14 protein-coding genes are annotated in these 26,765 nt (G+C 64.1%); 6 read left to right on the forward strand and 8 right to left on the reverse strand.

What is annotated here, in order from left to right; translation table 11 throughout:
- Positions 1-62: 62 nt before the first annotated feature.
- Positions 63-1,205: an elongation factor P maturation arginine rhamnosyltransferase EarP gene (gene earP / locus EGJ27_RS14670; protein WP_125831470.1), complete on the forward strand. Its 1,143-nt coding sequence runs from the start codon at positions 63-65 to the stop codon at positions 1,203-1,205.
- A 105-nt stretch (positions 1,206-1,310) separates the two neighbouring features.
- Entirely contained in the window at positions 1,311-1,880 is a 570-nt protein-coding gene (locus tag EGJ27_RS14675) for an elongation factor P (RefSeq protein WP_049858924.1), read from the forward strand.
- Positions 1,881-1,959: 79 nt separating this feature from the next.
- On the opposite strand, the gene EGJ27_RS14680 is transcribed toward EGJ27_RS14675, so the two are convergent.
- Together EGJ27_RS14680 and EGJ27_RS14685 are read right to left on the reverse strand one after the other, a co-directional pair.
- Positions 1,960-2,379, reverse strand: a complete 420-nt coding sequence (locus tag EGJ27_RS14680) for an organic hydroperoxide resistance protein (RefSeq protein WP_125831471.1) — start codon at positions 2,377-2,379, stop codon at positions 1,960-1,962.
- Between the two features lie 161 nt (positions 2,380-2,540).
- The gene (locus EGJ27_RS14685; protein WP_125831472.1) at positions 2,541-3,014 is read right to left on the reverse strand and encodes a MarR family winged helix-turn-helix transcriptional regulator; all 474 of its coding nucleotides are present in this window, start codon (positions 3,012-3,014) and stop codon (positions 2,541-2,543) included.
- 269 nt (positions 3,015-3,283) lie between these two features.
- Between EGJ27_RS14685 and EGJ27_RS14690 the strand changes: the two genes are divergently transcribed.
- Entirely contained in the window at positions 3,284-4,030 is a 747-nt protein-coding gene (locus tag EGJ27_RS14690; protein ID WP_177523027.1) for a sulfite exporter TauE/SafE family protein, read from the forward strand.
- A gap of 1 nt (position 4,031) precedes the next feature.
- On the opposite strand, the gene EGJ27_RS14695 is transcribed toward EGJ27_RS14690, so the two are convergent.
- A complete protein-coding gene (locus EGJ27_RS14695) occupies positions 4,032-4,886 on the reverse strand; it encodes a LysR substrate-binding domain-containing protein (protein WP_125831473.1) in 855 nt (284 codons plus the stop codon).
- Positions 4,887-4,980: 94 nt separating this feature from the next.
- On the opposite strand from EGJ27_RS14695, the gene EGJ27_RS14700 reads away from it, so the two are divergent.
- On the forward strand, positions 4,981-5,214 hold the full coding sequence (locus tag EGJ27_RS14700) for a DUF1127 domain-containing protein (protein ID WP_125831474.1): 234 nt from the start codon (positions 4,981-4,983) through the stop codon (positions 5,212-5,214).
- Positions 5,215-5,360: 146 nt separating this feature from the next.
- The gene (locus EGJ27_RS14705; RefSeq protein ID WP_125831475.1) at positions 5,361-6,572 is read left to right on the forward strand and encodes a winged helix-turn-helix domain-containing protein; all 1,212 of its coding nucleotides are present in this window, start codon (positions 5,361-5,363) and stop codon (positions 6,570-6,572) included.
- On the opposite strand, the gene EGJ27_RS14710 is transcribed toward EGJ27_RS14705, so the two are convergent.
- Entirely contained in the window at positions 6,562-7,908 is a 1,347-nt protein-coding gene (locus EGJ27_RS14710; protein ID WP_125831476.1) for a class II 3-deoxy-7-phosphoheptulonate synthase, read from the reverse strand. The two genes, EGJ27_RS14705 and EGJ27_RS14710, sit on opposite strands and share 11 nt — an antisense overlap.
- 286 nt (positions 7,909-8,194) lie before the next feature.
- Between EGJ27_RS14710 and EGJ27_RS14715 the strand changes: the two genes are divergently transcribed.
- Positions 8,195-8,866: a trypsin-like peptidase domain-containing protein gene (locus EGJ27_RS14715; protein WP_371920857.1), complete on the forward strand. Its 672-nt coding sequence runs from the start codon at positions 8,195-8,197 to the stop codon at positions 8,864-8,866.
- A gap of 4 nt (positions 8,867-8,870) precedes the next feature.
- On the opposite strand, the gene EGJ27_RS14720 is transcribed toward EGJ27_RS14715, so the two are convergent.
- From EGJ27_RS14720 to EGJ27_RS14735, 4 genes are all read right to left on the reverse strand, one after another.
- Positions 8,871-10,049: an HlyD family type I secretion periplasmic adaptor subunit gene (locus EGJ27_RS14720; RefSeq protein ID WP_371920858.1), complete on the reverse strand. Its 1,179-nt coding sequence runs from the start codon at positions 10,047-10,049 to the stop codon at positions 8,871-8,873.
- A 20-nt stretch (positions 10,050-10,069) separates the two neighbouring features.
- Positions 10,070-12,229 (reverse strand): type I secretion system permease/ATPase, encoded by a 2,160-nt coding sequence (locus tag EGJ27_RS14725; RefSeq protein WP_125831478.1) that lies wholly within the window; start codon positions 12,227-12,229, stop codon positions 10,070-10,072.
- On the reverse strand, positions 12,226-13,668 hold the full coding sequence (locus EGJ27_RS14730) for a TolC family outer membrane protein (RefSeq protein ID WP_256672846.1): 1,443 nt from the start codon (positions 13,666-13,668) through the stop codon (positions 12,226-12,228). The genes EGJ27_RS14725 and EGJ27_RS14730 overlap by 4 nt, the downstream gene beginning before the upstream one ends.
- Positions 13,669-13,792: 124 nt before the next feature.
- A complete protein-coding gene (locus EGJ27_RS14735) occupies positions 13,793-26,575 on the reverse strand; it encodes a BapA/Bap/LapF family large adhesin (protein ID WP_125831479.1) in 12,783 nt (4,260 codons plus the stop codon).
- Positions 26,576-26,765 lie beyond the last annotated feature (190 nt).

A 26,765-nucleotide genomic window follows, 5' to 3' on the forward strand; every position in this document is an offset into this window, starting at 1 on the left:
GGTACAGGCACGCGGTTCTGACGGACAATCCACGTTTTTGACCCATCTGCTCAGGAGCTGGAATGAAAGCCGCAGGCGCGAAAGCTTCTTGGGACATCTTCTGCAACGTCGTCGACAATTTTGGCGACGTCGGCGTGACCTGGCGCCTGGCGCGACAGTTGGTTGCCGAACATCAGCTCGACGTGCGGCTGTGGATCGACGACCTTGGCGCGTTTGCCAGGCTGTGCCCCGACGCCGATCCCCTGGCGGATCAACAATGGCAGGCGGGTGTGAACGTCTGTCGCTGGCCTGCGCCTTGGCAGGACACCCCTTTGCCAGACGTGGTTCTGGAGGCTTTCGCGTGCCGGCTTCCTGAGGCTTATATAGAGGCCATGCTGCGCAGCTCGCCGCGACCGGTGTGGCTGAATCTGGATTACCTCAGCGCCGAAGACTGGGTTGCCGGTTGCCATGGCTTGCCCTCGATGCAGTCCAACGGGCTTAAAAAGACATTCTTCTTTCCCGGCTTCGAACCAGGAACCGGCGGGCTGTTGCGCGAACGAGACCTGCTCGAACGGCGCCGGGCGTTGCAGGGAGATGCGGCGGCGCGTCGTGAAGCGTTGCAGGCGTTCGGCGTGCGGCCGGCCGGCGACGCACGATTGATCTCGCTGTTCGCCTACGAAAACCCGGGCCTGGGCAGCTGGCTGGACACGCTGGAAGAGGCTGAGCGCCCGACGCATGTGCTGGTGCCTGAAGGCCGGGTGCTGGGTGATGTGCAGGCCTGGCTGGGCATGCAGGCGCTGGCCGCAGGCGCGGTGCAGGTGCGAGGTGCCTTGACCGTGCAGGTTCTGCCGTTCGTCAGGCAGGAGCAGTACGACACGCTGCTGTGGAGCTGCGATTTCAACGTGGTTCGCGGCGAGGATTCATTCGTCCGCGCGCAGTGGGCGGCGCGGCCAATGCTCTGGCACATCTATCAGCAGGAAGACCAGGCGCATCTGCCCAAGCTGGAAGCCTTCCTGCAGCTGTACGCGGCAGGGCTCTCGCCGGCGGCTGCCCGGGATCTCAGGCAATGCTGGCTGGCCTGGAACGCGGGTGGCGATCTCAAGACAGCCTGGCATGCGCTCGATGCACATTGGCCCGAACTCGAGCGTCACGCGCAGGACTGGTGCCGGCAGCAGGCTGCACAGACCGATCTCGCAACGGCGCTAGTACAGTTTTGCCGAAATTAGCTATGATACGCGGCCTTGATGTAAGGCTCTGTACGAAAAGTGCCTGCGCAGGCTATTTCTCGTACAGAGCCTTTGGTTATCTCCATCCAAATTCGGATATATGCAATGAAAACTGGTAAAGAGCTGAAACCCGGTACCGTGATCCGTATCGACAACGATCCTTGGTTGGTCCAGAAGGCTGAGTTCACCAAGTCGGGCCGTAACAGCGCGATCATGAAGACCAAGCTGAAGAACCTGCTGACCGGTTACAAGACCGAAACCGTTTACAGCGCCGATGACAAGCTGGACGACGTGATCCTGGACCGCAAGGAAGCCACCCTGTCTTTCATCAGCGGTGACTCCTACACGTTCATGGACACCACTGACTACACCATGTACGAGCTGAACGCTGAAGACATCGAAGCCGTTCTGCCATTCGTCGAAGAAGGCATGACCGACGTTTGCGAAGCCGTGTTCTTCGAAGAGCGTCTGGTTTCCGTAGAACTGCCGACCACTATCGTGCGTCAGGTTGACTACACCGAAGGTTCCGCTCGCGGCGACACATCGGGCAAGGTCATGAAGCCTGCCAAGCTGAAGAACGGCACCGAGCTGTCGGTGGCTGACTTCATCGAAATCGGCGACATGATCGAGATCGATACCCGTGAAGGCGGTTCCTACAAAGGCCGTGCTAAATAAGCAGGGTGTTTTAACCCCGTTACGCAAAAAGCCCGCAGCGATGCGGGCTTTTTTGTGCCTGTGTGTCAGGTGTCGCGGGTCATACGGTCACGTGCAGGCGGACATCGACATTGCCGCGGGTAGCGTTGGAGTACGGGCAGACCTGGTGAGCGGCGTCCACCAGTTGTTGAGCGTCCGCCTGCTCCAGGCCCGGCAGGCTGATGTGCAGGTCGATATCCAGACCGAAACCGCCGGGGATCTGGCCAATGCCGACGTGGGCAGTGATCGAGGCGTCTGCGGGAATGCTGCGCTTGCTCTGGCCAGCGACGAATTTCAGGGCGCCGATGAAGCAGGCCGAATAGCCGGCGGCAAACAGTTGCTCGGGGTTGGTCGCTTCGCCGCCCGCACCGCCAAGCTCTTTTGGCGTGGCGAGTTTTACATCGAGAATCTTGTCGCTGGAAACGGCGCGGCCATCACGGCCACCGGTAGCGGTTGCAACAGCGGTATAGAGCGGAGTCATGACATTACCCTCTTCGGTATCGAATGATTGCGCAAAATATTTGCGCGCTAAGTAATTGCACGGCCAATGTAACTGCAAGATAGTTAGTGCGCAAGCTAATATTTTGAGTGCGCTTCGATACTGCCTGAACCGAGAAGCAGAACGGTCGACGACCGACCTGGTTACAGGCTGTCGTGCAGGGCGCTGCGCAACTGCACCAGCGAGTCTTGCAGTTCGCGAAGTTTTTCCAGATTCAGGCGGCTGGCCGAGAAGATGCAGCCGGGCACATTCAGAGCTTTTTGCTGCAAGGCGCGGCCTTGTGCGGTGAGGTGCAGCAGCACCACGCGTTCATCATCCTTGCTGCGCGTGCGACTGATGAAGCCTTCCCCCTCAAGCCGTTTTAGCAGCGGCGTCAGGGAACCGGGGTCGGTCAACAGGCGCGTGCTGACCTCCCCAACCGTCAGGCCTTCCTGCTCCCAGAGCACCATCATCGCCAGGTATTGCGGATAAGTCAGGCCCAGCGCCTGGAGCAGCGGTTTGTAGACCTTGGTCATCGCCAGCGACGTCGAATACAGCGCGAAGCACAGCTGGTTATCCAGCAATAGTTCGTCGCAGCCGGCAGCAGCGTCGGAAGTCGGGCGGTCGTCGGCGCTCATGGGCGGGCCTCGTGCAGGGAAAGAGGGTTAATTTAGTGCCCGTACCTTTAATGCGCCAGATAAATCCGCGCTACAAGGGCCGAAGGCTCAGGGCAAGAGCGCGCTTGCCCGCGACAACAGGCGCCCGGACGCCAGGCAGGCGGCCGATGGCTGAGCGGGTTGCGGCCAAGCACGCTTCTGCACAGGGGCAGCCATGACATTTCAAGTAACAGTTCTCCTCACGCCCAAGACTGCGTAGCATTCGGCCATTCGTTGAGCGGGGGCGCGGTGTGATCGAAGTGGTGATGTATGTGTTGCTGGGTGCGGCAATGGGCACCTTGGGGGGCTTGTTCGGAATTGGCGGCGGGTTGGTGGCGATTCCCGCGCTGGGTGTGTTGTTCGGCCTCGAACAGCAACTGGCGCAGGGCACGGCCTTGCTGATGGTGCTACCTAACGTGCTGTTGGCGCTGTGGCGTTACAACCAGCGCAACCGGGTGTCGCTGCGCAATGCGCTGATGCTGATCGTGCCCAGTTTCTGCTTTGCATGGCTGACATCGCTTTGGGCCGTGAGCCTCGACCCGCAGGCCATGCGCCTGGGCTTCGTCGGATTCCTGATTGTGCTGACGGTGTTCAACCTGGCGCAGATGTACTGGCGCAAGGAGCCAGTCGGCACCGAACTGCGTCGCGGCCAGTGGTTGTGGCTGCTGGGTGTAGGCTCCGGGATCACCGGCGGCCTGTTCGGCGTCGGCGGCGGCGTGGTGGCCACGCCGATCCTGACCAGCATTTTCGGCGCAACCCAGGTGGTGGCCCAAGGGCTGGCGCTGGCCTTGGCTGCGCCGAGCACCGGGATCACGCTGCTGACCTACGCCCTGCATGATCACGTCGACTGGGCCATGGGAATTCCGCTGGCCATCGGCGGCCTGGCGAGCATCAGTTGGGGTGTGAAACTGGCCCATTCGATGCGCGAACGCACTTTGCGGGCCTGGTTCTGTGTGTTCCTGATGTTTTGCGCCGCGATCCTCATGTTCAAGCTCTGACTCAAACCTTGAAGCCCTCGGCGATGTAGTCGGCCATGCATTCGGTGATCGGCGAGGGCGTCTTGGGGTTGCGCAACAGCACAATGCTGGCGGTCGGCAGTAGCGGCAGTCGTTCGGCGTCACCCAGAACGCGCAGCTCCGGTGTGATCAGACTTTCCAGCTGAGCGGTGACTGCCAGCCCGGCGCTTACCACGGCCATGATTGCCGCCATGCTGGCGCTGCTGTAGGCGATGCGATAGTCGCGTTCCATGGCCTCCAGCGCATTGCAGGCCCAGTCGCGGCAGAAGCAGGTGGTGTTGAACATCGCCAGTGGCAGAGGCGTCTGGTCATGGGGAGCAAAACCGATGGCCTCGGTCCAGACCAGCCGCTCCTGGCGCAAAAGTTGGCCGATTTCAGTGCCGGGCCGGCGCGTGACGATGGTCAGGTCCAAGTCCTGACGCAGCAGCAGTAGCTCGGACGGTTCGCAATGCACTTCCACTTGAATCAGCGGGTAGGCACGGGCGAACTGCGAAAGGATGCCCGGCAGAAAGCGCATGACATAGTCGTCAGGCGAGCCGATTTTCACCACCCCGACCATATGCGGTTCGCGCAGCGTGTTGAACACCTCGCTGTGCAGTTTCAGGATGCGTCGCGCATAGCCCAGCAACACCTGGCCTTCGACGGTCAGGTTGAGCATGCGCCCCTCGCGCTGGAACAGCGGGCGTTGCACCACGTCTTCTTCGAGCCGCTTCATCTGCATGCTGACCGCCGACTGGGTACGGTTCACCACTTCGCCGGCGCGGGTAAAACCGCCGTGATCGGCAATCGCCACGAACGTGCGCAGCAGCTCGGTATCAATACTTGGGTAGTTGGCCATCCATCAATCTCCCAGATGCACCACATAAGAAACATTCGTTGGATTGATCCTACGCCAGGCGCGAGACTTTAGTCATCCCCACCTGGAGGGCAAGATGATGAAAGGTCAAAAAGGGTATGTACTGGCCGGGCAACCAACAGCCGTGGCGTTTTCTTCCGGTCTCTGGACCGGTTTGAAATATCACTTCAACCGCTGGATGGAGCTGCACCGTCAACGCCGCTTGCTGGCGCAACTGAGTGATGAGGCCTTGCGTGACCTGGGCCTGAGCCGGGCCGATATCATGCAGGAGTCGGAGCGGCCGTTCTGGGATGATCCGCTCAAGCATTGAGATGCTACTTGTGGGAGCGGACCGCTCGGTCGCACAACTTCGGCGCTGCACATGCCGGAGCGCGCTTGGTCACGACACAGGCGATGACGGGACTGACAGACCCTCACCAATCGGATAGCGTTACCGTCTCACGCCCCGAGACTGGAATGCCCATGGAGTTGTCCATCAAGCAAGCACGCAGGCTGGCGCTCGCCGCTCAAGGGTTTCGCGGACGCCAGCCGCCTGCGTTGATCAAGGCCGGCCACGTCACCCGGATGATCGAGCGCTTGGGCGTGTTGCAGATCGACTCGGTCAACGCGCTGGTTCGTTCCCACTATCTGCCGCTGTTTTCAAGGTTGGGCAATTATTCGCCAACCTTGCTGGATCAAGCCGCCTGGAGTCAGGGGCGGCATCGGCGGTTGTTCGAATACTGGGGCCATGAAGCCTCGTTGCTGCCCATCGAGTTGTATCCGCTGATGGTCTGGCGGATGCGTCGGGCGGCGCAGGGCGAAGGCATCTATCAAGGGCTGTCCAGATTCGGCCGTGAACAACGGCCGGCCATCGAACGGGTGCTGCAAGCCGTGCGTGAGCAGGGCGCGCTTGGCGCAGGCAGCCTGAGCACCCGCCAGGAACGCGCCGGGCCCTGGTGGGACTGGAGCCAGGAAAAGCTGGCGCTGGAATGGTTGTTCGCCGCCGGCGAAGTCACGGTCGCCGGCCGACGCGGATTCGAGCGGCTGTACGACCTTCCCGAACGCGTGTTGCCTGCGGCCGTGCTCGACCACCCCGAGGTCAGCGAAGCCGATGCCCAGCGCGGCCTGTTGCTGCATGCGGTCCGCGCCCTTGGGGTCGGCACTGAAAAGGATTTGCGCGACTATTTCCGACAAGACCCGCTGCCCAGTCGTACGGCGCTTGCCGAACTGGTCGAAGCCGGTCAGCTGCGCCACGTTCAGGTACAAGGCTGGAAGCAGGCTGCATTCTGCCTGCCCGACAGCAAGCCGCCGGGCAAAGTCTCGGCCAGTGCCTTGTTATCGCCTTTCGATTCACTGATCTGGGAGCGGGCGCGCACCGAGCGGCTGTTCGATTTTCGCTATCGGCTGGAAATCTACACGCCGCAACACAAGCGGATTTACGGCTATTACGTGCTGCCTTTCCTGCACAACGAACGCATCGCCGCACGCGTCGACCTGCGTGCCGAACGTGCGGCCGGACGGCTGGCGGTGCATGCCGTGCATGAGGAACAACGCGGTCTGGACGAAGAGGGCATGCAGGCGCTGGGCCGGAATCTGCGCCGGCTGGCCGACTGGCTCGGGCTGGAGCAGATTCAGATCAACTGTCAGCGGCCCGGCGCCGCGCGCTTGCTGCAAGCCCTTAGCGTTTGACCTGCTTGAGGGTCTCGGCGATCAGGAACGCCAGCTCCAGGGACTGATCGGCGTTCATGCGCGGGTCGCAATGGGTGTGGTAACGGTCCGACAATCCGTCTTCGGTGATCGGGCGAGCGCCGCCGATGCATTCGGTGACGTTCTGTCCGGTCATCTCGATATGAATGCCGCCTGCGTAGGTCCCCTCGGCCTGGTGCACCTGGAAGAACTGCTTCACCTCGCCCAGGATCTGCGCGAAGTCGCGAGTCTTGTAGCCGCTGCTGGCCTTGATGGTGTTGCCGTGCATGGGGTCCGAACTCCACAGCACCTTGCGACCTTCGCGTTCCACCGCACGAATGAGCTGCGGCAAATGCTCGCCGACCTTGTTGGCACCCATGCGCGCGATCAGGTTCAGGCGACCGGGATCGTTGTCCGGGTTGAGCGTATCGATCAGGCGAATCAGGTCGTCGGTGTTCATGCTCGGGCCGACCTTGACGCCAATCGGGTTGTTCACCCCGCGCAGAAACTCTACGTGCGCACCGTCCAGCTGGCGGGTGCGGTCGCCGATCCACAACATGTGTGCCGAGCAATCGTAGAAGTCGTTGGTCAGGCTGTCACGCCGCACGAAAGCTTCTTCGTAGTTCAGCAGCAGCGCTTCGTGGGCGGTGAAGAAACTGGTTTCGCGCAGTTGCGGCGAGCCGTCCATGCCGCAGGCGCGCATGAATGCCAGGGTTTCGTCGATGCGGTCGGCCAGCTGGCTGTATTTTTCACCCAGCGCCGAGTTGGAGATGAAATCCAGGTTCCACTGATGCACCTGGTGCAGATCGGCGAAACCGCCCTGGGCGAAGGCGCGCAGCAGGTTCAGGGTGGCGGTGGACTGGTGATACGCCTGCAACAGGCGATCCGGGTCCGGCACGCGGCTTTTTTCGTCGAAACCGATGCCGTTGACGATATCGCCCCGGTACGCCGGAAAGGTCACGCCCTCGATGGTTTCGTCATTGGCCGAACGCGGCTTGGCGAACTGCCCGGCCATGCGCCCGACCTTGACCACCGGGCAACCGGCGGCAAAGGTCATGACCACGGCCATCTGCAGCAGCACCTTGAAGGTGTCGCGGATCTTGGAAGCGGAAAACTCCATGAAGCTTTCCGCGCAGTCGCCGCCCTGCAGCAGGAACGCACGGCCCTGGGTGACTTCGGCGAACTGGCGGCGCAGTTCCCGTGCTTCCCCGGCAAATACCAATGGCGGATAGCCGGCCAGCGTCTGTTCGACCTTGCTCAGGTGTTCCGCATCCGGATACTGCGGCTGCTGCTGAATGGGCAATGCCCGCCAGCTATCGGGGCTCCAGGGTTGGCTCATGGTGGCACTCTTGATGGTCATGAGAATCGGGTTCGGCATGTTAACAGTTCGCCGTACAGCCGGCGGACTATGAAGATGATTGAAAAACTTGATGGCCAAGTGACTCATGGAAAAAGAGCCCTTGCCGATGTGTAGATACTGCCAATGAGCCTGATTTTAATCCGATCAGATGGATTGTCAGACAAAAACAATCACTACGAATACTCGATGGCTGGTCCTGATGGCATATTGCTTTCATGATGTCACGATGACATATTGCGTCGACTCAAATTACCCCGTGAGCCAAATGAAATCCCTCAAGTCACTTCTGGCAGCCTGTGTGCTGATCAGCGGGTGCAATGGAATGTCCACCGCGTTTGTAAAGGATCCTGTCAAAAACCAAGCTTTTCTCGTCTACTCCGGAGCACCACTGCCCATGATGCTCATGGGAACCGCCGTGCAATGGAACGAGGATTACGCGGTAACGGTCAAGCATCTTCCCTACGTATCAGGGTCGGTGTTCGAAGGCAGGGGAGACGTGCAGTTCTTCCGTCACAAGGCGGCGCAAGCCCCACAGTGGCGTCAGTATCAGCCTGGCGAAAACGTCACGGCGATCGGCTTCAATACCTTTTATATACCGACCCAGGGCCAGGGCCAGACCCTCAAGGCCATGGTGCGTCTGGATGCCAAAGACGGCGGCGTCATGTACGGCACTCATACCGGTTCCACCGTCAAGGGTATGTCCGGCGGACCGGTGTTTGCCGAGGATGGCGACGCAGTGGGCATCAGCGTCGCCTATCTGGACAAGAGCCGCCTGCAGGATCTCAAGCGTGCCGATCTCTCCAGCCAGGCGCAGGTCAGCATTTTCCTGCCTTATGCCGAGATCAACCGCGAGTGGCAGCGCTTTACCGCGCAGATGCAGGCCACCGAAAAGCGCAAGCCTGCGCCGGTCGGCTTGTCGGTGGCGGCCTCGCAGTGAGTGACTAGCGTTCGCGCAGCGCTTCCTTGGCTCGGTTCAGCGGTTTGATCAGGTAATCGAGAACGGTCTTTTCCCCGGTGCGGATGTCTACAGTAGCCACCATGCCGGGGACGATCGCGAACGACTTGCCGGCCTTGTTCTGCAGCGTATCCGCATCGGTGCGAATGAACACCCGGTAGTAGAAGACTTCCGGTTTGGCCTCATCCTGGATCGTGTCCGGGGAAATGGTCACCACCTTGCCATCCAGGCTGCCGTAGATCGAGTAGTCATAGGCGGTGATTTTCACCTTGGCCTGCTGGTCCGGATGAATGAAGGCGATGTCGCGCGGCGCGATGCGGGTTTCGATCAGCAATTGCTCATCCTGCGGCACGATCTGCATCAACTGCCCGTTGGGTGGGATGACCCCGCCGATGGTGGTCACCTCGATATCCTTGACGATACCGCGTACCGGCGAACGCAAGGTCAGGCGTGACAGCGAATCGGCACGCCCGCGCACCACCTCCGCCAGCGAGTCGGCTTCGGCGCTGGCCTTGGACAGGTCCTGGCGGGCTTCGACCAGATAGTCCGAGCGTGCCTCGGTGGCCTTGAGTTCCAGCTCGGAGCGCTGGCGATTGAGACGGATCACCTCGACCCGGCTCGACGCGCCGATCTTCGCCAGGTTTTCCGTGATCGCCAGTTCGCTGCGCACCAGCTTCAACGACGACTCGATCCCGGCCAGGGTTTCCCGCAGGCCGCGCTGGCGTGTGTTGTACAACCCGGTTTCGGCACGCACCAGATCCGGCCAGGCGTCCAGCGCCGGTGGAAACTTCAGCGCCTCACCGCTGGCCTCGGCTTGCAGGCGGCTGACACTGGCCAGCGCGGCGCGGTACTTGGCTTCGCTTTCACCGACATTGGAGCGCGTCTTGATCGGGTCCAGCTGGGCGAGGATCTCGCCGCGCTCCACCAGGTCTCCTTCGCTGACATTCATCTGCGTGACGATGCCGCCCTCCAGAGACTGGATCACCTGTTCGCGGGAGCTGGGAATCACCTTGCCCGTGCCGTTGGACACCTCGACCACCTCGAACCACGCCGCCCACGCCAGAAAGCAGGCCAGCATCAGCGCACACATCCAGACCACACGGCTGGCGCGCACCACGGCGGACTCATCGGCGCCGTCCAGATAGGATGCCGGCGCCTTGGGCATGCGGATCGCAACATCGCCGCTCATGATTGTGCTCCTTTAGGCTGCCGAAGTTGCGCCAGCGCCGCCTCGCGTGGCGCATCGATGACGATGTGGCCGTTGTCGACCACGATGATTCGCCCGACCCGCTGCAATACGCTGAGCCGGTGAGTGGCAATGACCAGGGTGCGGCCTTCGCTCCAGAGCATCAGGTCGTCGAGCAGTTTGCGCTCGGTGACGTCGTCCAGCGATGCGGTGGGCTCGTCGAGCAGCAACACTTGCGGCTGGCGCAGCAGCAGGCGCGACAGCAGCAGGCTTTGCCGCTGGCCGCCGGACAGTCCCAGCCCACCTTCGAGAATCAGGTGATCCAGGCCCTTGGGCAATTTGCGAATGAAATCCAGCGCGCCGCTGATCGACAGGGCCGCCACCAGCTCCTGGTCACTGGCGCGCCCGGCACCAAGGGCGAGGTTGTCGCGCAAGGTGCCGTGAAACAGGCGCGCATGTTGTTGCAACAGACCGACGTCGCGGCGCAGGTCGGCGGGATCGATGTGCGCCAGGGCGATGCCATCCAGCGCCAGCTCGCCGGTGGCCAGATCCATGGCGCCGGCCAGCCCTTGCAACAGGGTGGATTTGCCGGCGCCGTTGCGGCCCAGGACAGCGATATGTTCACCGCGCCGGATGCGCAACTCGCTGACGTCCAGCACCGAAGGCGTTTCCGCGCTGTAGCGGAAACTCGCGTTCTTGAAGTGATAGTCGCCATGGATAACCGGCAGGTGCACACGCTTGCTGCCTTCAGGGTGATCCACCGGCAATTGCATCAGACGGTTGAGGCCCTGCAGCGCCACCTTGGCCTGTTGCCAGCGGGTCAGCACGTGATTGAGCTGGGCCATCGGCGCCATCATGCGTGACGCCAGCATCGACGCGGCCACCAGGCTGCCGGTGGTCAGGTCGCCGGCGATCACCATCGGCGTGCCGAACACGATCACCACCGCGAACACCGCGCTCTGCACGTTCTGGGTCCAGCTCACCAGGCCGTTGGTCAGGGTGCGCAGTTGCAGGGCGGTGTCGGCCGACGTGGCGTTGTAGTGGTTCCACTGTTCCTGGAAACGCTGTTCGGCCTGCAACGACTTGATGTCGTCCAGGCCCTGGATGCTTTCCACCAGCATGGCATTGCGCAGCGCCGACTCGCGCATGTTGGCGTTCGCCAGGCGCGCGAGCTTGCGCTGATAGAGCAGGCCGGGCAGCAGCATGACGATCAACGCCACGACAGGGATGGCCACCAGTGCTCCACCGATCAGGTAAAACACCAGCAGGAACAGGAAGAAGAACGGCAAGTCCGCCAGCGCCGTGGCGGTACTGGAAGTGATCAGGTCGCGGATCTGTTCCAGCTCGCGCAACTGAGCGATGAACGAGCCGGTGGACTTGGGGCGCACCGAATTGCGCAGGCGCAGCGCATGGCCGTAGACCAGATCCGAGACTCGCAAGTCGGCACGTTTGCCCAGCAGGTCGGTGATTTTCAGGCGCATGATGCGCATCACGAAATCGAACACCAGCGCCAGCAGCACGCCGCCGAACAGCACATACAGGGTGGGCAGTGACTCGGCCGGAATCACTCGGTCGTAGACCTGCATGGAAAACAGCACACCGGCCATGCCCAACAGGTTGGCGACCAGCGAGGCGAGCATCACGTGGGAATACGGCTTGAGGTCGCGCAGCACGATGCGCCGGAACCAGTTCTCGTCATACGGCTGAACGTAGTCGTCGGTGCGCACATCGCTCATGGGCCGCGAAGGACGCATGATCACGGTACGCCGCAGGCGCTCGCCGAGCGCCTGCAAGGGCGTGCGGTTCTGCAAACCCTGATCGCCGCTCAAGGCAATGCCGATTTCTTCGCCGTCGATGCTTTGCACCACGCCGACCTGACCATCGTGCAGCTCCACCACCAAGGGTGTGCGCCAGTGACTCAAGTCCCCGGGCACATGGCCTGCGAACTTGACGGTCAGCCCGGCCTGGCGAGCCATCTGCCGGACCACATCTTCCAGATCGCGGTCCGCGCGCTGGGAGGCGATGCGCACGGTTTCCTCGGACACCTCCAGTCGGTAATGACGGGCCACCAGCAACACGGCTTCCATCCACTGGCTGTAGTCGGGGGGCAGGGCACCTTCGTTGTTGCCGGTGCTGGGAATGATCACGGCGTCGTTCATGGCAGTATCCTCACACCTTGTAACGTACGATCTTCAAGGGCGAAGGCGCGCCGCAGGCCGCCGCTGTTGTAGAGACAGTCAATTTGCAGACGGCGCAGGTCCGCCTGAGTCGTAGCCAGATCGAAGTGCGACTGATGGATTTCCTGTTCAGCATTGAGCAGGTCCAGCAGCGGGCGGGTGCCCAGCTCCAGATATTGTCGGCCATACAGCGAGCGCGCTTCGCTGATGCTGGTCTGGCGCTGCTGCAATGCATCCAGGCGTCGCGTCAGGCCAGAGGTCTGGACCCGCGCTTCGGCCAGGCCGCGGGTGGCTTCCAGGCGAGCAGTGTCTTCGGCGGCATCGGCAGCGCTCAACGCGTACCCGGCGGCCCGGCTGCGGGCATTGGTCGCGCCGCCCTGATAAATCGGCACTTCGACATTCACATAAATGCCGGCCTGGGTGCGGTCCATGGCTGGGTTGTTATCGTTATAGCCGCTGTCCAGGTAGTGATTGACCGACGGTTCCAGGGAAATTGTCGGGTAGCCTTCGGATTTGGCGCGGGCCAGTTCCGCCTGGGCTTCGCTGCGCTGGGCGAGGGCCACCAGCACCGCGGGCAACGCCTCGATTGAGGGCTCGGGACTTGCGCAGGCCTGCGCGGTCGAGGCCGGGATGTCATCCGCCACGTCAGCGGTGGTGGCACGCCCCATCAAGGTACTCAATGCCGCTTGCCAGCGAGCGTACTGGGATTTGTACTCCTGCAGCGTCGCCACTGCACCTTCGGCACGCGATTGGGCCTGAACCACATCCGAACGGGTACTGGCGCCCATGTCGCTGCGTTGTCTGGCCAGCTCGACGATTTCCCCGACACCCTGGATCTGCTGGCGGGCAATTTCGATCAGGTTGCGATAACGCTGCACTTCAAGCCATGCGTAAGCAGTGTCCCGAGCGGTTTGGTCGACGGACAGAAGAATCTGCGCCTGGCTGCGAGCGACTTTGGCCCGGGCCGACTCGACTGCGTTGGAGACCTTGCCGAAGTCGTAGAGCATCTGCTTGAGCGAGATGCTCAGCGCCTGGGTGCTGCGATCACCCCCGTAGCCAGTGTCCAGCCCCGACTTGATCCCGCCGCTGATTTGCGGGTAGTAGCCGGCTTCGGCGACATTGATGCCTTCGGCCTGTTGATACAGCGTGCCAACCGATTGCGCGATGCTGGGGTGCCAGGCCACGGCTTGCTGCACAGCCTGATCAAGGGTCAGCGTCGGCGATGGATTCGCGGCTGCGTTCGGTGTCCGCGCCGGCTTGTCGCTGCGCTGTTGATTCTGACCCGGACGTCGGGAGCCGGGATTGGTCTTTTTCAGGTCGGTGGGACTGAGGTTGCGTAATTCGGCGGCAATAGGCTCATCGGCACCCGCTGCCGGATGGCTGACGAGCAGTACGGCCATCGCCAACAGTGCGACGGACATTTGCCTTGTGACACAGGCGTGAGCTGACTTCACTAGAATCCCTTACTGAAAAGTCCCCAGGCGATGAGAAATACCGTTACACGTACCCGGTCTCACATCGCCTGCGGCAGAGCTGTTTTCTGACTCAAACCACTTGTATGCCGGTTTGTACCCACAGATGGTGGGTCGGATCCTCCTGAGGGGTGTATTGGGTGTATTCCAGGCCGTCGGCGAGCTGGATGCCTTCGGCCGACCATTGGCCGGTCATGTGTACGCTGTCCTGCTCATTACCTTTGATAAACAGGGTGCTTTGGTCGGATTCGGTCACTGCCAGCAGATCGGACAGGCTCAGGGTCAGTTGCACCGAGCTGGTGTCGTTGAGATCGATCACTTCGATATTGCTCAACCGATCCTGCAAGTTGCCCAGGTCGATAGCGGCATCACCACCGGCCCACAGCAGGGTGTCGGAGCCCGTGCCGCCGTCGACGGACACAAAGTCCTGATCGCTGATGATCAGGGTGTCGTTTCCGGCGCCCCCTTCCAGCGTTACCGCGCCACCCTGGGAACCGTCCAGTGTGTCGTTGCCGTCACTGCCGGTGATGGTTTCGTCACCGGTACTGGCCGCGAGAGTACTGAATAACGAGCTGTCGTCGTCAACGCTGGCGATAGAGGCGCGTGCAGCGCTTGCCGGGTCGAGGTCGATGGTCAGGGTCGCGTTGTCGGTGGTGCCGTTGGGGTGCGTCAGTTGATAGTTGAAAACATCTTCCTGGCCCACCACTGCGGCAGTCAGCCCGGCTTTGAGGGTGTAGGTGTAGCTGCCGTCGGCCTTGACCAGCAAGGTCCCGTAAGTGCCTGTAATGCTGGTGCCGTTGTAGCCCGGCTGTACGTAAACCCCGGCAGCGGCCATCACGCTGAGCACGGTCAATGTCGAGCCCAGCACATCCGCGCCGCTCCCCGCAGTGCCGGTCAACAGGTTGCCGGAGACCGGTGTATAGCTGTTGACCACCTGCTGATCGGTGTGGGTCGCCGAGTTGATCAGGCCCACCGTGACACTGGTCACCAGGGCCACGCCGCCAATGGTCAGGTTGACCCGGTAAGTGCCGGGTGTCTGGTCATCGACCGTGGCGCCATAGGCTCCACCGCCCAGACTGAGCAGCGTCCCGCCCGCCCAGTTTTTCACCAGCACGTACTGATTGGTCGCAGTGTTGAGTTTGTACAGACCCAGGTTGAGCGAACCCAACAGCGACAACAGGCTGCTGGAGGACAAGGTCAGGGTCAGGTCGCTGATGTTGTTCGCGTCGACATTGAAGAAGTACGTCCCGCTGGCGCCCAGCCCCAGCAACGTATTCACGGTGCCCAGTGTCGAGGTGTTGCTGGTGACCAGATTGCCCAGCGTGATGTTGGTGCTGGCCAGATCGTTGGTCGCATCGACCACAAAGGCGGGCGCTGCCAGATTGGTCTCGCTCCAGACTTCCGTAGCTTGCGGGCTGTCGATCCGCACGTAGAGCGTGGCGGTGTCGCTCTTACCGTTGGCATGGATCAACTGATAGTTGAAGACATCCACCTTGCCCACGCTGCTGGCACTGCCATTGGCCTGGTAGGTGTAATTGCCCTGGCCGTCGATGGTCAATGTGCCATACAGACCTTGCACCGTGGTGCCCGTTCCGGCATTGACGTAGCCCGAACCGCCGTTCTGCACCCGCAATACCGCGCCATTGTCGGGACCGGTGATATCGACTGTGCCATCGGTGCCGATATCGTTGATCACGTTGCCGGTCACCGCCGCCCCGGCCGCGCTGTTGAACTGGGTGAGGCTGGTGGTGTTCAGTTGCAGGTTGCTGTTGATGGTGGTCAGCAGCGACAGGCTGTTGCTGGAGAACACGATGCGGTAATCAGCGGCCTGCAGTGCGCCGATGTCCACGCGGATGCCGGTGCCCGCCAGTACTTGCAGATTGAGCAGGCCGCCGGCGCCCGCAGTGCCCACTGTCACCCAGTTGCCGCCGGCGTCCTTGGCCTGCAGTGCGTAGGTGGCGCCGGTGTTCAGGTTCAGCAAGCCTCCGTCGGTCAGTGTCAGGCTTGAGGTGGCGGTGGTGCCGCTGGCGACGGTGAAGTTGAACGTGTGGGTGAAGCCCACGCCGAGCAGGGTCGGGAACGAGTCGAGAATGTTACGCGTGCTGGTCACCGGCGACAGGGTGACAGTGGCGCTCGTCAGGTTGTCGCTGGCCACCACTGCGCGGTCGACGTCGACGTCGGGCGCAATGAGGCTGGCGGTTGTCGACACATTGCCGCGAGGGTCCGTGACGCTGACGTTCAACGTCTCGCCGTTGATCTGCGGGCTGGACAGGTTGACGCTGAACGAGCCGTCGCCCAATGCCTGCGTGCTGCCCAGAACCGTGCCCGCAGCGTTCTTCACGGTCACCGTCGCCCCGGCTTCGGCCGAACCGCTCAGGTTGCTGCCGTTGGTACTGAGCAGCAGGGCGCTGGCCGGTACCGGCGCGGTGAGATCCGGCGCGGTGATCGGCAACGCCTGGGACACATTGCCCGCTGCATCGAGTTGAGTGACGCTCAGGGCCTGATTGTCGATCTGCGCCGGGCTGAGGGTTGCCGCCCAGGTGCCATCGATGCCTACCACCGCCGCGCCTAACTGCGTACCGGCGGCATTGCGAACCACGATTCGGCTGCCGGCAAGCCCGGTGCCGGTCATCAGCGTCCCTGCCGGGTTGATCAACGCCGTGGCGGGCGCGATGGGCGCGGTGGTGTCGGGCGCGGTTACGTTGGCCGGTAGCGACACGTTGTCGGCCGCGTCCGTGAGCCGGACGTTAAGCGCCTGACCGTCGTTCTGTACCGCATCGAGATTCACCGTGAACAAGCCGTCGGTGCCTACCAGGGCAGTGCCCAGCAGTGTTCCGGCCGCGTTATAGACGCGCGCCGTGGTGCCGGCTTCACCCGTGCCGCTGAGGGTAGTGCCGTTGGCCGCCACGCTCAGGTTGGTGGCAATCAGCGGGGCGGTGGTGTCCGGCGCGCTGGTTTCCAGAACCGGCGAAGGATTGCCCGCTGCGTCAGTCTGGATGACCCGCAGCACCTGGCCGTTGAGCTGTGGCGAAGCGAGCTGCACCGTGAACGCACCGCCGATGCCGACCACAGCCGTGCCCAGGGTTACGCCCGCCGCGTCGGTGACCTGGACGGTCGCGCCGACTTCACCGGTGCCGTTCAATTGCAGGCCGCTGGCGGCCACCACCAGATTCGCCGGAGCGATGGGAGCGGTGGTGTCTCCTGCAGTCAGCGTGGCCGCTGCGGAAATGTTCAGCGCGGCATCCTGCAGCGTGACGTTGAGTACCTGTCCGTTGGTTTGCGCCGGACTCAGGCTCAGGCTGAAGGTGCCATCGCCGTTGACGCTGCCCGTGCCCAGTACCGTGCCGCCAGCCGTGGTTACCGAGATCAAGGCACCGACTTCACCCGTGCCGGTCAGAGTTGTGCCCAGCGCGTCCAGAACCAGATTGGTCGCCAGCAGCGGTGCAGTGCTGTCCAGCGCCGTGACCTGACTGACCGGCGAGACGTTGCCGGCCGGGTCGGTCTGCACCGCGTCGAGCACCTGGCCGTTGGTCTGGGCGCTGCTCAGGGTTACGCTGAAACTGCCGTTGCTCGCCACCACTGTGCTGCCCAATGCCTGGCCCGCAGCGTTGCGGATCACCACCGTGGCGCCGGCTTCGCCGGTCCCGGTCACCAGAGTGCCGCCGTCGGTGATACTCAGGTTGGCCAATGGATCAGGATCGGTGCCGTCGGGCGCGATCACGACCACGGGCGCCGAGGTGCCTCCGGTCACGGTCGTCGCAGTTACCAGATACGTCTCACCGTTGTTCTGCGCGGGTGTCAGGGTCAGTGTGAACGTGCCACCAGGCGTTGCGGTGGTAGTCCCCAGCGAAGCCCCACCCGGCGCACGCACTTCAACCGTACTGCCGGCGACCGCCAGGCCGCTGAGGGTTGCGCCGTCGTCGGTGAGCACCAGGCCGGTGGGCGAGGCGGTTGGCGGATTGATCGGCACAATCAGCGAAGCGGTGTCGGAGACGTTGCCGCTGGCGTCGGTCTGCACCACCACCAGCTCATCGTTGGCAGCCACCACGGCTGTCAGGCTGATGGTAAACGTGCCGTTGGCTGCAACTTGCGCGCTGCCTAGAACGGTTACACCGGAGGTCACCGTGACCGTCGCTCCCGGTTCGCCGACGCCGGATACTGCATCCAGGCCGGCATTGATGGACAGCTCGGTGACTGCGAGCGGATCGGTGGTGTCCAGCGCTGTGAAAGGCAGTGCCGGCGAAGCATTGCCGGACGCATCGCTGGCGATAGCCGACAATGGTGCGCCGGTGTCCTGCGCCGGGCTCAAGGTGACGGTGTAGACGCCAAGCCCATTGGCGAGCGCGCTGCCCAGCAAGGTTCCGTCGGCCGCTCTGATGGTGACCGTGCTGCCGGCTTCGGCGGTCCCGGAAACCGCGGTTGCGGTCAGTGTGGTGGTATCGACCGTCGGCGTTCCTGGCGCCGTGACGTCGGCGGCCAGGTAAGGCGCTGGCGTCGAGGGAATGCCCGAGGCATCGGTCTGTGTCACGTCCAACTGCTGGCCATTGAGTTGCGCAGTATCGAGGGCCACAGAGAACGAGCCGTCAGCGGCGACCGTTACGATTGCGCTGCTCACGGGAACGCCACCGCTGGTCACGGTGATGGACGCGCCGGGTTGCCCGATGCCGGTGAGGGTCAGGCCGTCGGCGGTCAGCGCGAGGCTGGTCACCGGCGCCGCAGCAGTGGCGTCCGGAACCTGATACGTCGCATCGGGCGACGCATTGCCGGCCGCGTCCAGCTGGCGGATGCTCAAGGTTTGCGCGTTGAGCTGGGCGGCGTTCAGGCCGATGCTGAACGTGCCGTCCGGTGCGACGATTCCGGTCCCGAGAATGCCCTGGTTGCCATTGCGCACTTGCACGATGGCACCCGGCTCGCCGGTGCCGGTTAGGGTCAGGCCTGCGTCGACCAGCGCGAAACCGGCCGGCGCGCCAGGGATCGTGGTGTCAGGTGCGGTGACCGACGCCGACACCGACGGATTGCCTGCGGTATCGGTTTGAACGACGGTCAGTGCCTGGCCGTTCAATTGTGCCGACGTCAAGGTAATGCTGAAGGTGCCGTCTTCGGCCACCGTTTCCGTTCCCAGCGGAGTGCCGCCCACGCTGACAGTTACCGTTGCGCCCGGTTCGCCGGTGCCGGTCAGGACATCACCCAGCGGGCTGACCACCAGGTTGGCCACTTGCGCCGGCGCGGTAATGTCCGGTGCCAGGATGCTGCCGGCGTCCGAGACGTTCAGTGCAGTGTCCACCAGCACCACCCGCAGGTCCGCGCCATTGGCGCTGGGCGGTGTGATTGTCACCGCAAAGGTGCCGTCGGGGTTGACGGTGGAAGAGCCGATCAGGCTGCCGTCGGCCAGGGTGACCCTGACCTGCGTGCCCGCTTCGCCCAGTCCGGTCAACTGATCACCGGAGGCGCTGATGGCCAGGCTGGTGGGTACGGCAGGCGGAGTCAGGTCCGGCGCGATGACACCGGCCGCGTCACCGACGTTGCCTTGCTGATCGGTTTGCTGGACGGTCAGGGCCTGCAGGTTGATCTGCGCAGGGGCAAGGGCGACGGTAAAGGTGCCGTCGGCCAGGATCTGAGCGGTGCCGACTGATTCGCCGGCGCTGTTGAGCACATTCAACAGCGCGCCGGGTTCGCCGGTGCCGGTGATCAACGTACCGGTGGCATTGATCGCCACCCCCTGCAACGGTGCAGGAGGTGTCGAGTCCGGAGCGGTCAGGCTGGCAGGCAGCGACTCGTTGGTGCCCGCGTCGGTCTGGGTCAGGCTCAGCAGCTCGGCATTGGTTTGCGCCGTGTTCAAGGTCAGGGTGAATGCACCGGTGGCGTCCACGGCACCCGTGCCGATAATCGCGCCGCCGCTGTCGCGCACGGTGATCGCAGCGCCAGGTTCGCCGCGTCCGGTGACGGTCAGGCCGTCGCCGGCGATGGCAAGATCGCTCAGCGGCAATGGCGCCGTGGTGTCGGCGGCAATCAGCGGAGACGGTGCAGAGGCGTTGCCGGCCGCGTCGGTCAAGGTAACTGCCAGCTGCTGGCCGTTGAGCTGCGAGGCGGACAAATCGATCTGGAACGTGCCATCGACCCGCACCACGCCGCTGCCCAGCACCGCGCCGCTCGCATCGCGAACGGTCACGCTGGCACCGGCCTCACCCGTGCCGGACACCACCAGGCCGCTGGCATCGAGAGCCAGGCCCGCAGCCGGTGACGGTGCCAGGCGGTCCGGCGCGGTCAGGCCGACCGCGGCCGATTCGTTGCCGGCGGCATCGGTCTGAATCAAGCTCAGCTGCTGCCCGCCGATCTGGGCCGGGTTCAAGGTCGCTGCGAAGGTTCCGTCGCCGGCCACCTGCGCGGTGCCCAGCTCGACCCCGTCCTGATTCGTGACCTGCACCGTCGCGCCGGCTTCACCACGCCCGGTCAGGGTAACGCCATCACTGGCCAGCCGATATTCGAGCAGGGCCAGCGGTGCCGAGCTGTCGGCGGCGGTGATCGGCGCAGGCAGCGAGCTGAGCCCGTCACTGAAGGCGGCGCTGACGGACAACGACTCGCCGTTGACCTGTGCGCTGCTCAGCGCGACGCTGAAATTGCCGTCATCGCCGACCTGGGCGGTACCCAGTAGCGCGCCGTTGAAGCGGCGCACAGTGATAAATGAACGTGCCGTGCCGACGCCGGTCAGGGTCAGGCCATCGGCCGACAGTGCCAGGCTGGTCGGCGTATCCGGCGCAAGACTGCCGGGCGCGGTGACGGAGGCCGGCGGTGAGGCGTTGCCGGCCAGGTCAGTCTGTACCACGTTCAACACGGTGTTCGACTGCGCGGCGGGAGTGAGGCCCAGGTTGAACGTTCCGTCACCGGCGACAGTGGTGCTGCCCAGCACCACGCCATCGGCACGCGTGACGCTGATCACCGCGCCAGCTTCACCCAGTCCGGTCAGGGTCGCGCCATCGGCACTGACCGCCAGCCCGGTTACCGCAGTCGGTGCGGTACTGTCCAGCGCCGTCAGGGAGCCGGACGCGGACACATTGCCCGCTGCATCACGGGAAATGACGCTCAGCTGCTGGCCGTTGAGCTGGGCTTCGCTCAGTGTCACCTGGAACGTGCCATTGGCCGCGACCACGCCGCTGCCCAGTACACGGCCGCTGCCGTCGCTGACGGTAACCGTGCTGCCGGCTTCACCGCTGCCGGTCACCTGCAGGCCGGACGCGTTGAGCGCCAGGTCATCCGGCACCACAGGAGCCACGAGGTCGGGCGCCGTCAGGCTGACCGAAGGCCCTTCATTGCCCGGTGGGTCTTCCTGATTGATGGTCAGCAGTTGCGCATTGGTCTGCGCAGGCGTGAGGGTCACGCTGAACGCACCGTTGGCCGCCACCAGCCCGCTACCCAGGACATTGCCGTCGACGTCACGCACAAATACCGTCGCGCTCGGTTCGCCCTGACCAGTGACGGTCAGGCCGTTGCCGTTAATCACCACATTGCTCAACGCCGCCGGCGGGCTGAGGTCCTGGGCCGACAGGTTGACGTTGCTGGAAACATTCCCGGCAGGGTCCAGCTGGACGACGCCCAGGGTTTCGCCATTGGTCGGTGCCGGAGCGAGGGTGGCGACGAACTGGCCATTGCTGGCGACCAGTGCGGTGCCGAGCAGGGTGCCGGTGGCATCGCGGACTTGCACGGTAGCTCCGGCTTCACCGCGACCGACCAGGGTCACACCGTCGGGACTCAGGTTCAGCGCGCTGACCGCTGCCGGCGGCGTGCGATCGAGCGTCGGCAGGCTGGTGGCCGTCGACGTGTTGCCGGCGCCATCGGTCAGTTCCACTTGCAGCGGCGCACCGGTGAGCTGTGGCTGGGGCAGGGCGGCCTGGAAGTTGCCGCTCGGGTCCACGATCACGCCTGTGACCAGGACCTGGCCCGCGCTGTCACGAACCGTGACCGTCGCACCCGCCTCACCCGTGCCGGTGACCACGGTGCCTGCCGGGTTGATGCTCAACTGGGCGGGCGCAACCGGAGCCTGCAGGTCAGGCGCGATGAGCGTGGCATCGGGTGAAGTGTTGTTGCCCAGGTCGGTCTGATTGATGGACAGCGTCTGAGCGTTCAGTTGGGCCGGGTTCAGGGTGATGACGAACAGGCCGGTGCTGCCGGCCGTGGCACTGCCCAGCAGATCGCCGGCGGCATTTCTGACCGCAACGTTCGCGCCGGCTTCGGCCCGTCCGCTCAGGGTGCTGCCGTCGCTGCTGAGCACCAGCTCGGTCGGGGCGACCGGCACGGTGGTGTCGGCGACGACGAGGGTGCCAGGCACCGATTGCTGAACGCCGTCGGAAGCGGTGGCATGCAGGGTTTCGCCGTTGAGCTGGGCGCTGGACAGCGGCACGCTGAAGGTGCCGTCGGCGGCCGCAGGCGCGGAGGTCCCCAGAATCTGGCCGGTGGCGCCGGTTATGGTCACGATCGAGTTCGGGGTCGCGGTGCCGCTCAGGATCAGGCCGTCGGCGGAAACCACCAGATTGCTCGGGGTCAGCAGCTCGGTACCGTCAGGGCCGGACACCGTGGCATTGGGCGATGGGTTGCCAGCCGGATCGGTCAGCACCACATTCAGTGTGTCGCCGTTGATCGCCGCGGCGGACAGCGCCACCACAAAGATACCGTCGGCTCCCACGATCGCCGAGCCGAGCGGCAACCCGTTACGAGTGACGGTGACCGTCGTACCGGCTTCGCCTGTTCCGGAAACGGTCAGCCCGTCCGGACTGACCTGAAGGTTGTCGGCCGCTGCCGGGTCCAGATTGTCGGGCACGGTGTACGGCAATGGAATCGACGTACGCCCGCCATCGATGGCCACCAGCTCCACCGACTCGCCATTGAGCTGAGCGGGAGACAGGGTAATGTTGAAGTCGCCATTGGTACCGACCGGTCCTGTGCCCAGCAGCGTGCCGTCGGCAGCGCGCACTTCGATCGTGGTGCCAGGTTGCGCCGTACCGGTGAGCGTCGTGCCGGTCGCATCCACCGCCAGGTTCGCCGGTTGAGCCAGTGTGCTCAGGTCAGGAGCCGTCACCGGCACTGCCGGGGAAACATTGGTGCCATCCGATTGGCTGACGCTCAGGGCCTGGCCATTGATTTGCGCCGGGTTGAGGGCGACGGAAAAGACCCCGTTGGTATCCACCAGAGCCGTGCCGAGCACCGCGCTGCCAGGGCCGGTGACGGTGACCGTAGTGCCTGCTTCGCCGGTGCCGGTGAGGGTGGCGCCATTGGGCGTGATGACCAGATTGTCCACCGCGGCCGGAATCGTACTGTCCGGCGCGGTGAGCAGACCTGCGGCAGACGCGTTGAGCGCACCATCGGTCTGGACGACTTCCAGCGCCTCGCCGTTGAGCTGCGCCGCAGTGAGCTGCAGGCTGAAGGTTCCGTCCGCATTGACCTGGCCGGTGCCCAGCAGGTTACCGCCGGCGCCGAAGACTTCCAGGGTCGCCAGGGGTTCGCCGGTGCCGGTCAGCGTCAGGCCGTCGCCGGCCAGCGCCAGGTCGGCCGGTGCCGTCGGGGCCTGGATGTCCGGGGCGAGGAGGGGGGAAACCGGTGAGACGTTACCGCTCGCATCAGCCTGACTCACGGCCAGCGCTTGTCCGTTGGCCTGGGCAGGCGTGAGCGTGATCTCGAAGCGGCCATTGCTGCCGACAAGGCCATTGCCGATGGGGCTGCCCGTATCGTCGAAGACGGTGACGGTCGCGCCTTGTTCACCATTGCCCGATACCACCGAGCCGTTGGCGGAAATCATCACATTGGTCAGCGGGTCCGGGTTCTGTACATCCGGGGCGCTGGTGGTGACCGGGCTGGAAATATTGCCCGCCGGGTCGGTCTGCACCACTTGCAGCGTCTGGTCGGCGGTCGGTGTCGGAACCAGGGGCACGACAAACGCGCCGCTGCCATCGACCGTCGCGGCGCCGATAATCACCCCGCTGCCGTCGCGCACGGTGACCTGCGCGCCGGCTTCCCCGGTGCCGCTCAGTTGGCTGCGGTCAGCGCTGAGCGACAGGTTGGCGACCGCGTCCGGTGCCTGGGTGTCCTGGCCTGTGAACGTCACCGGTGCCGACGTTTCGCCCGAAGCGTTGACGGCGGTCACTTGCAGCGACTGCCCGTTATTCTGAGCGCTGCTCAACGGCACGTTGAACGTGCCATCGGCGCCGACCTGCGCGGAGCCCAGTACCGCGCCCGAGGCATCGGTGACGGTCACGGTGGAGCCGATCTGCCCGGTTCCGCTCAGCGTGGTGCCGGTGGAATCCAGCGCAATGTTGTCAGGCTGCAGCGCGCCGACGGGGTTGGGCGCCGTGACAGTGGCAGGCAGCGAAATATTGCCGGCCGCATCGGTAAGGGTGACTTGCAGTGCCTGGCCCTGGTTCTGGGGCGAGCCGAAGGCCACCGAGAATGTTCCGGCAGCGCTGACGACGGCGGTCCCCAGCACCGTGCCCTGGGCATCACTGACGATGACGCTCGCGCCAGGTTCACCCCGGCCGGTCAGCACCAGGCCATTGGGATTGATCAGCAGCTCGTCCGCCGGCAACGGTGCGGTGCCGTCGGTAGTGGGCAGTGGGGTTGGAACCGATTCGGTGCCGTCGGGCGCGACGGCGACCACGTCAAGCACCTGGCCGTCGATCTGCGGACTGGTCAGCGGTACGCTGAAATTGCCTTGCGGATCGACCACGGCACTGCCAAGCACGTTGCCGTTGGCGTCACGGACCTCGATGGTGGTACCGGGCGTGCCGGTGCCGGTCACAAGGGTGCCTGTCGGGTCCAGTGCCACTTGCCCTGGTGCGACCGGCCCGCTGGCATCCGGGACTGTGATGGTTTCGGCCACTGAGGACAGGCCGGAGCCATCCGCCTGGGTCACGGACAGCACGTCGCCTTCAGGCACGGCCGGGGCGAGGGTCAGAATGAAGGTGCCGTTGGCGGCCACCAGACCACTGGCCAGTACTTGCCCCGCCGCGTCGCGCACCGTGACCGTCGCGCCAGGCTGGCCTTTGCCGGCGAGGGTTGCGCCGTCCGGGCTGACCACCAGTTCACTGACGCTGGCCGGCGCCACGTTGTCCGGCGCGGTGACCTGCGCCGCTCCTGTGCTGTTGCCGGCGGCATCGATGGCGCTGACATCGAGCAGCTCACCGTTGAGCTGAGCCGGGCTCAACGCGACGCTGAACAGGCCGTCCGCGCCGACTCGCGCCTCGCCCAGGGACACGCCTGAAGCGCTGCGCACAAAAATCCTCAGGCCGGGAAAGGCTCTGCCGGTCAGCACCAGCCCATCCGCCGATACCACCAGGTCAGTGGGCGCATCGGGCTGGATATCGGGCGCTGTCACACCCGTGCCGCTCGACACATTGCCGGCCGCGTCGGTCAGGGTCACGTTCAGCGACTGCCCATCCACCTGCGCCGGGCTGAGCGTGACGGTGAACAGCCCGTCGGCGTCCACCACGGCCGTGCCGAGCAATGCGCCCGTTCCATCGAACACTTGCACACGGGCGCCGACTTCGCCGCTGCCGCTGAGCAGTGTGCCGTCGGCGCTGACGGTCAGGCCGGCAGGTGCCGCAGGCGGCGTGGTGTCGACAGGCGGGTCGATATCCGGTGCCGTCAGGCTGGCAGGCGCGGAGACATTGCCGGCCGCATCGGTCTGTTGCAGCGACAGCAACTGACCATCGACCTGCGCGCTGCTCAGGCTGACCGCGAAGGTCCCGTCCGCCGCAACCACCGCAGTGCCCAGTACATTGCCATTGGCATCACGTACCGCCACCGTTGCCCCGGCCTCGCCGGTGCCGCTCACGGTCAGGCCATCGGCGCTGATCTGCAGGTTGGCCGGGGCAGTTGGCGGGGTGACATCCGGTGAATCGACATCAGGGGCGGTGACGGGGCTTGTTGCAGAAACATTGCCTGCAGCGTCCGTCTGCTGGACCGTCAAGGCCTGGCCATCGACTTGTGGGCTGCTCAAAGTGACCGCGAAAGTGCCGTCCGCCGCCACGACTGCCGTGCCGAGCACGGTACCGTTGGCATCGCGCACGGAAACGGTCGAACCCGGCTCGCCGCTGCCGCTGAGCGTCAGGCCGTCGGTGCTCACTTGCAGGTTGGCCGGCGCTTGAGGTGCGACGACATCGGGCGCAGTAATCGGAGTAGGGGCCGACGTGTTGCCGGCTGCGTCAGTCTGATCGACGACCAGCGCCTGACCATTGTTCTGCGGCGTGTTCAGCGGGACGTTGAACCGGCCGTCTGCGCCGACCACCGCCGAACCCAGCAGATTGCCGTTGGCATCCCGGACATTGATCGTCGATCCGGCGATGCCGCTGCCCTGCAGGCTCAGCCCATCGCTGGACAGCACCAGGTCCGCCGGTGCGCTGGGCGCGGGTGCGCCGCCACCGCCGCCACCTCCACCGCCACCTCCGCCGCCCGCTGCGGCTGCGGCACCGCCCGCGCCCAACAGCCCGAGGCCGGCGAAGGCAAAGGTCTGGGTCGCGTTATCGATGACGCCGGCGTCGGCCAGCAGTGTGTCAATGGAGGCGACTTCTTCGAACGTGAACCCATTGAAGGACTCACTGCTGTACTGGGCCTGCCAGAGCGTACCGTCATCACCCTGGAAAACGATGTCACTGCGTACGTCGTCCGCGCCTGGGGTGAAGAAATTCCCGACCGTGACGCGCTCACCGGACTTGAGATTGACGATCAGGTCCTGACCGCTTCGATTTACTGAGGCCACCTGCGACGGCGCAACGGGCATCTGCACCACACCTGGCCCGGAAAGCTGAAAGTTACCCCATTCCTTGGCAGTAATTTCGGATGAAGCTTTGTCGGCGACTACGATATTGTCCATAACTACTCCTGCCGGTTCTCGGTCTCTCGCCGATAGCCTGAAGCCTGTAAAAGCTTCGTATCCGCCGCTCGGAAAGAGTAATACCTGCTCCTGAACTAACGACCGTTTGGATAGGGTCGGTATTCATTCGGATCACTTGGGTATAGCAAAGATCTGATTCAGCGCTGGCCGGCTGCGGAGGCAGGACGCC

It is taken from the genome of Pseudomonas sp. v388, assembly GCF_003935425.1.
Classification (GTDB): domain Bacteria; phylum Pseudomonadota; class Gammaproteobacteria; order Pseudomonadales; family Pseudomonadaceae; genus Aquipseudomonas.

Coding starts and splice junctions, on each gene's coding strand:
- earP (WP_125831470.1), top strand. CDS start 63: ATGAAAGCCGCAGGCGCGAAAGCTTCTTGGGACATCTTCTGCAACGTC.
- EGJ27_RS14675 (WP_049858924.1), top strand. CDS start 1,311: ATGAAAACTGGTAAAGAGCTGAAACCCGGTACCGTGATCCGTATCGAC.
- EGJ27_RS14680 (WP_125831471.1), bottom strand. CDS start 2,379: ATGACTCCGCTCTATACCGCTGTTGCAACCGCTACCGGTGGCCGTGAT.
- EGJ27_RS14685 (WP_125831472.1), bottom strand. CDS start 3,014: ATGAGCGCCGACGACCGCCCGACTTCCGACGCTGCTGCCGGCTGCGAC.
- EGJ27_RS14695 (WP_125831473.1), bottom strand. CDS start 4,886: ATGGCCAACTACCCAAGTATTGATACCGAGCTGCTGCGCACGTTCGTG.
- EGJ27_RS14700 (WP_125831474.1), top strand. CDS start 4,981: ATGATGAAAGGTCAAAAAGGGTATGTACTGGCCGGGCAACCAACAGCC.
- EGJ27_RS14705 (WP_125831475.1), top strand. CDS start 5,361: ATGCCCATGGAGTTGTCCATCAAGCAAGCACGCAGGCTGGCGCTCGCC.
- EGJ27_RS14710 (WP_125831476.1), bottom strand. CDS start 7,908: ATGAGCCAACCCTGGAGCCCCGATAGCTGGCGGGCATTGCCCATTCAG.
- EGJ27_RS14715 (WP_371920857.1), top strand. CDS start 8,195: ATGAAATCCCTCAAGTCACTTCTGGCAGCCTGTGTGCTGATCAGCGGG.
- EGJ27_RS14720 (WP_371920858.1), bottom strand. CDS start 10,049: ATGCCCAAGGCGCCGGCATCCTATCTGGACGGCGCCGATGAGTCCGCC.
- EGJ27_RS14725 (WP_125831478.1), bottom strand. CDS start 12,229: ATGAACGACGCCGTGATCATTCCCAGCACCGGCAACAACGAAGGTGCC.
- EGJ27_RS14730 (WP_256672846.1), bottom strand. CDS start 13,668: ATGTCCGTCGCACTGTTGGCGATGGCCGTACTGCTCGTCAGCCATCCG.
- EGJ27_RS14735 (WP_125831479.1), bottom strand. CDS start 26,575: ATGGACAATATCGTAGTCGCCGACAAAGCTTCATCCGAAATTACTGCC.